4 protein-coding genes are annotated in these 5326 nt (G+C 58.9%); 1 reads left to right on the plus strand and 3 read right to left on the minus strand.

The features are described from left to right. Nucleotides 1-103: 103 nt before the first annotated feature. From AN476_RS21920 to goxA, 3 genes are all read right to left on the minus strand, one after another. Nucleotides 104-1465: a sulfatase-like hydrolase/transferase gene (locus AN476_RS21920; RefSeq protein ID WP_054463887.1), complete on the minus strand. Its 1362-nt coding sequence runs from the start codon at nucleotides 1463-1465 to the stop codon at nucleotides 104-106. Nucleotides 1466-1681: 216 nt separating this feature from the next. Then, nucleotides 1682-2740, minus strand: coding sequence for a glycine oxidase maturase GoxB (gene goxB / locus AN476_RS21925; RefSeq protein WP_054463888.1), 1059 nt, complete (start codon nucleotides 2738-2740; stop codon nucleotides 1682-1684). Continuing rightward, nucleotides 2737-4764, minus strand: coding sequence for a CTQ-dependent glycine oxidase GoxA (gene goxA / locus AN476_RS21930; protein ID WP_054463889.1), 2028 nt, complete (start codon nucleotides 4762-4764; stop codon nucleotides 2737-2739). The genes goxB and goxA overlap by 4 nt, the downstream gene beginning before the upstream one ends. 481 nt (nucleotides 4765-5245) lie before the next feature. On the opposite strand from goxA, the gene AN476_RS22685 reads away from it, so the two are divergent. Next, on the plus strand, nucleotides 5246-5326 hold an 81-nt coding region (locus tag AN476_RS22685; RefSeq protein WP_172684878.1), incomplete at its 3' end, for a cold-shock protein.

A 5326-nucleotide genomic window follows, 5' to 3' on the forward strand; every position in this document is an offset into this window, starting at 1 on the left:
TTAAGCGAAGCAGCGAAGGGAAACTTCTAAGCCCTTCGCGTCGTCGCAGGTGCATCGACCATGCACGCAGCGAGTGGTAGCAACAACGAAAGGGACAAACGATTCAAGCATCTTCCAGTGAGCCATTGTTTGGTTGCCAATGCAGACCGAAGGCGTTGCAGCAGTGGGTGTGGGCCTGTTTTACAGCGGTGTAATCCGGGTGATCCGAGCCAAGGTTCTTGGTCTGCCACCAGTCCTTTGACAGGTCAAAAAACTGCTCGGCACCGGTGCTGTAGCGAATGAAGCGGTAGGGTCCACAGCGGACGGCCGCATGGTCGTGAAAGAAGGTCGGGACAACACGATCCGGTGCGCGTGCACCTGCCAATTGCGGCAATAGAGATCTGCCGGGACTGTCCTCAATGGGGGGCAGGTCCAGGTAATCCATGATCGTTGGACCAACATCGACAAGCGCCACCGGATCATGCACTGCTTGGCCTTTGGGTTGGGTCGGATCGTGGAGGATCAGGGGGACATTGGCCACCTGTTCCCAAAGCGTTGACTTGCCGAACCAGTTGCGCTCGCCCAGATGAAATCCATGGTCCGACAGAATGACAACAAGAGTATTGTGCGCATGTTTGGAGGCCTTGAGCGCGTCCCAGACCCGCCCGATTTGGTAATCCGCGTAGGAGACCGCCGAGAAATAGTTGCGTACGCTTTGCCGCCAAAAGCGCAGGCGCGAGCTGTCGATATTGGGATCTATTAGGTCTTCGGGAACGCCGTCACTGTCAAAGCCCGCTCGCCAGTCTTTGGGCTGGTGGATGTTTTTGAAGTTATACTGTTCCTTGAACCGCCGGGGAGTAGTCCAGGGCCCGTGAGGGCTTTGAAATCCGACTTCGCGGTAAAAGGGCGCGTCTTGGTCATAGCTGGCCAGAAAGTCGATCGCGGAGTCCGCAACCTGATGATCATAAAGCTTATTGTCGCTTTCGACTGTCATCGTCGCTAGCCCATCACGGTGGCCACCATAGGCGATGTGATCCGGGATCTGCCCCTTGGGGAAATTGCGTTTGCGGCGCCCGGTTGAGAATTTCCTGAAGATCTCGGAATAGGGCGTGGAATAGATCGCCTCATGTACCTCTTGCGGTAGGGCGCGATAGCCCCGCATGACCTTGCCGCCGGGAACGCAGTGATAGCCCTGCTGGCGCAGTCGGCCGGGCCACATCTTTGTAGGCGAGACCCTGTCGAAATAGTTTGAATCGGAACTGGTGACGCCGGTTTGATGCGGCGAGAGCGCTGACATAAAGCTTGCGCGGGAGGGACTGCAGACGGGCGCCTGGCAATAGGCGGATTGAAAGCTGGTCGACTGCGCGCAAATGCGATCGAAATTTGGTGTTTCGAGAGTGGTGCCAAAAAGTGACCGATACTTCCAAAAGGCAACCGCATCATCGAGACTGATCAGCAATATGTTCTTTTTGGAAGAATGGACCATTTGCAACGCTCGAACCTGAAGATGGGTGACAACGAGCCCTAGAAATACATGAGCCCTAGACCTGTTAGGTGGCAGGTTTTTGAAATGCTTTCAAGTCTCTCCGCCTTTCCAACTGAGTGTTGCAGGCATTGGCTGGACGACAGCGCAGGATGTGCGGGCCGCGTGGCAGATGCTTGATCGAGCGCGCCGCGGAACAGAGGGGGGAGCGCCTGAAATCTATGCGGTGCTGGCGTGCCGTCTCGCCCAGAAGGGGCTTTGTGGCCAGCGGGTTTCGCGGCTGTATACGGCCTGACGGGCCGTCAAATAGTCCTGAACCCCTCGAGCGACAGCCTCTGCATAGGACTGCATGCGTGGCCGGTCCTGCGCAATGAAGGCCTCGGCGGCTTCGATGGCGGTCCAGAGTGCCGTTGTCATGCCATGGGAAGACAGCGGGTCAAAGGCTGCCGCAGCATCCCCGACAGCGGCCCACCCGGGGCCAATCACCGGGGAGATCCAGCTGCTGTTTGTGGTGATGCGCCCGGGGCGGGAGCTGAGCTCATAGCCATAGTCCATGAGGTAGGCTGAAATCACCTCTGTTCCTCGGGCCTGTTTTTCGAAATCAGCGGTTGGAAAACTGGCAAGGTCGGCATCCGTAAAGTAATTCAGGACAAGGCGTTGATCGGCCAATACCGACAAATACCACCAGCCGTGCTCGGTGGCTTCGATCAGGGTGACGGGCCTTGGCGTCAGATCTTTGGCTTTGGCATACAGAGCATAGGTGCAGCACAGTTTATCGGCCTGAAACCGGGGAGAGACCCTGGAGGCGATCACGGCTTTGCGCCCGGTCGCGTCGAAGACAAAACCAGCCTTGATGCGGTTTTGGCCTGCCTCCAGCAGCCATTGGCCCTCTGCTACGGAGAGATCGGTCACGTCGCAGGCGATCCTCTCGGCCCCGGCGGCGACCGCCTGCGCGCAGAGAGCCGCCTCAAAGGCGCTGCGGTCCAGAACAATCGGCGGTCCCTCCAGCTGCACAATGGCGTTGCGCTCAACCAATCTGTCGCTGCCCCAGGCCGAATAGGTGCTATGGGCCTGGCGGTGGGTTTCGGAGCGCAGCATGGCGTCTGAGCCTAGGGTGGCGAGCAACGGAATGGCTGCGGCGCTGAGATGTTCGCCGGGTTTGAAATCCCCGGCAGTTTCAGCGGCAAGCCAGATCGGGCGCAGCCCGGCCTGGGCCAGACGCAGGGCGGTGGCTGCTCCGGCAAGCCCGCCGCCCAGGACTGCAACGGGATGGATCAATTGGGCAACATCCCCTGGCTGGGGGTCCAGTCAAACCGGGTTTCCATATTGTCGGCATGCTGCATCTCGACAAAGACATCGCCCTTGGCTGAGGGCATCCGGACGACAAAACCCATTCGTTCCCAGATGGTGATCATATTGGTGATCCCGTCCCAATAGCTGGCATTGGCGTGATAGCCGATACCAGCAACGCCGCGCGACCAGTTCACCCGGCTGGCCAGGAACTTGTCGCGCTCCTCCTGCGGCAGTGAGGCATCCTGACTGGCGGTGTAATAGGGTTCTGGCAGCACATCTATGGGCAACAGAGCCGGCCACCAGACCGCAGTGGGGTAGTTCTGCTGCATCAGAACCTGCTGACAGCTAAAGGCATCGCATTGCCAGGGCAGCCCCATCCAGCGAGTCAGATCGCCGGCCATCTGCGGTCCTATGGGCGGCGGGGTGTCGCCAAAACCGGCAAAGGCCACTTCGGGCGTCAACAGGCGCCCCAGATTCTGATTGAGACTGGGCCGGTTCCCATGGGCAATGCGGAAGGGCTCAGCCCCGTCATCATAGTTGCGCGCATACATCTCTTTGAGGCGCAGATAATAGGTCAGCTCGACACCGGGGTGAAAGGCGCCACCTGAAAGCGGCTCCAAGGCGGCCTGTGTCAGGGCCCCGGGCTGCAGCTCCAGGGGAATATCCTCAAAATTGGCATGTTCCGCTGGGCTATCCTCGGCCAATTGGCCGTCGTAGTCATCGACAAAATCACCTGCGGCCCAGGCGCGCAAATAGGCGTATTGCAGCTTGGGGAACTGGAACCATTGCAGCGGGCTGCCGTCGTAATTCACCCCGTCACCCAGCATATAGGGGATCTTGAGCCGTTCTTCGATATAGGCCGTATCGCCAAGGTTATAGGGGTCGCGGAAGAGCTCAAAAATCTGCTGGCGGAATGCAGCGTTTTCCGGGCTGGGGTCTGCAAGCCTGGCAACGTAGCCCGGGTCATTGAGATTGCCAATGGCCATCCAACCCTGCCGCAGGTTTGCGGCCTGGGTGACCCATTGCATAAGCGCCACGCGTCGGAAGGTCGGATAGATGTTCCTGATGAAGGACAGGGGCAGCTCAGGCAGCCTGGACCAGCCGGCCTCGACGTTCATATCCTCAATCACGTCATACATGGTGGTGATAGGGGGGATTTCCGGCGCAAAGTTGGGCCCGACGCAGGCCACCCAAGCGGGGTCCGCTGTATAGGTCTGACCGTTGATAGTCACCAGTGCCGTTACTGGCCCGTCACACCAATCATCATGCCAGGCGTTGTTATCGGCAAAGCTGGTGATGGCGGCGCCGCTGGGTGAGTTGGAGACCCCATCTGGGGGCACAACCATCAGCCGCCCGGCGGGGTCGGTGCGCAGCTGCCCCAGGCCGACCTTGGTGGCGTCCGGCTGACCTCCCCAGAACCTGCCTTCGAACTGATAGGCCGGATCCAAGCCCGCCTGGTTGGTGTCCTGGCCGGAAATGCTGATCACGCCGCCGTCAATAATCAAGTTCTCTTCGCGGTCCTGATCCGAGACAAAATACTGGTTTCGTTTCTGCGATGGCAGTCCAGGGGCTAGATCGCCATTGTCCAAGGGGTTGTTGAACCCGTACCAATTGGCCTTGGTATTGGCCAGGTGAACCCCCCAGGTGATGGCATCCCCGGTCACTTCACCGATGATGTTATTGTCTGCATCAAAGGCGTAAAGGCGAAAGCGCTGGACCTGCTTTTTGATCTTTTCCAACCCGTCCTTGAACTGTCCATCCTGCGGCCTGGGTGGCAGGCCCGGCACCTCGGGGGCATAAAACCAACTGTCAGCCCCGCCCACCCGGCAGATGCCAATCGCCGGATAGATCCGCACCTTGGCCACAGGCGCATTGGCTGGCGCAGAGGCAAAGGCATGTTGTGGGTTGATGTTTGCACGTGCGGGCCAGGGGGCGCCGGCAATCAAGGCGGCGCTAGAGGCCATCCCCAGAAACTGGCGACGGGATTTGGAGGCGCTTGGATCAGACATTTTTAACCCTCAGAGTTGTGTTCTCTTGTGGGCAAGCCTCTACGCAATGCAAACAGAAATCAACCACAAGTTGTCACACCGTTGTGCCGGTGAAGCACCCCAGTGCCGTTGCCGCTTTTGCCTTGGAGCGCGCGCCGTCTCCGCGAAGATGCCGGCCCGGGGCAGGGCTGATCTGACCCTACGCCGCAGAAATGTCCCAAAAATCAGAGGCTCTGCAGGGCGCAGGCGTGGCGACGCTTCCAGTACAGATCTGTCCGGAGGTGCAAAGCGAGGTGATTTTCGTCGTAAAAAGACCCACAAGCGGTGGAAAGTCGAAAATGCGCACTTGAAACCAAACCCCAGCCCGCGCATATTCCAAATGCTTGTGTTTCTCTATGTCGACCCACTGTCTCCCGTTCTCGGCGTTCAGTCTTTCGATCCAGACCTACCACGCCAAGCTGCCGCACCAACGCGGGCAGCATCTTACTAGGAGATTACGGATATGGCTTCAGGCACCGTAAAATGGTTCAACGCAACTAAAGGCTTTGGCTTCATCGCACCCGATGGCGGCAGCAAAGACGTA

This window comes from Phaeobacter sp. 11ANDIMAR09 (genome assembly GCF_001294455.1).
In the GTDB taxonomy this organism is placed as follows: domain Bacteria; phylum Pseudomonadota; class Alphaproteobacteria; order Rhodobacterales; family Rhodobacteraceae; genus Pseudophaeobacter.

Coding starts and splice junctions, on each gene's coding strand:
- AN476_RS21920 (WP_054463887.1), bottom strand. CDS start 1,465: ATGGTCCATTCTTCCAAAAAGAACATATTGCTGATCAGTCTCGATGAT.
- goxA (WP_054463889.1), bottom strand. CDS start 4,764: ATGTCTGATCCAAGCGCCTCCAAATCCCGTCGCCAGTTTCTGGGGATG.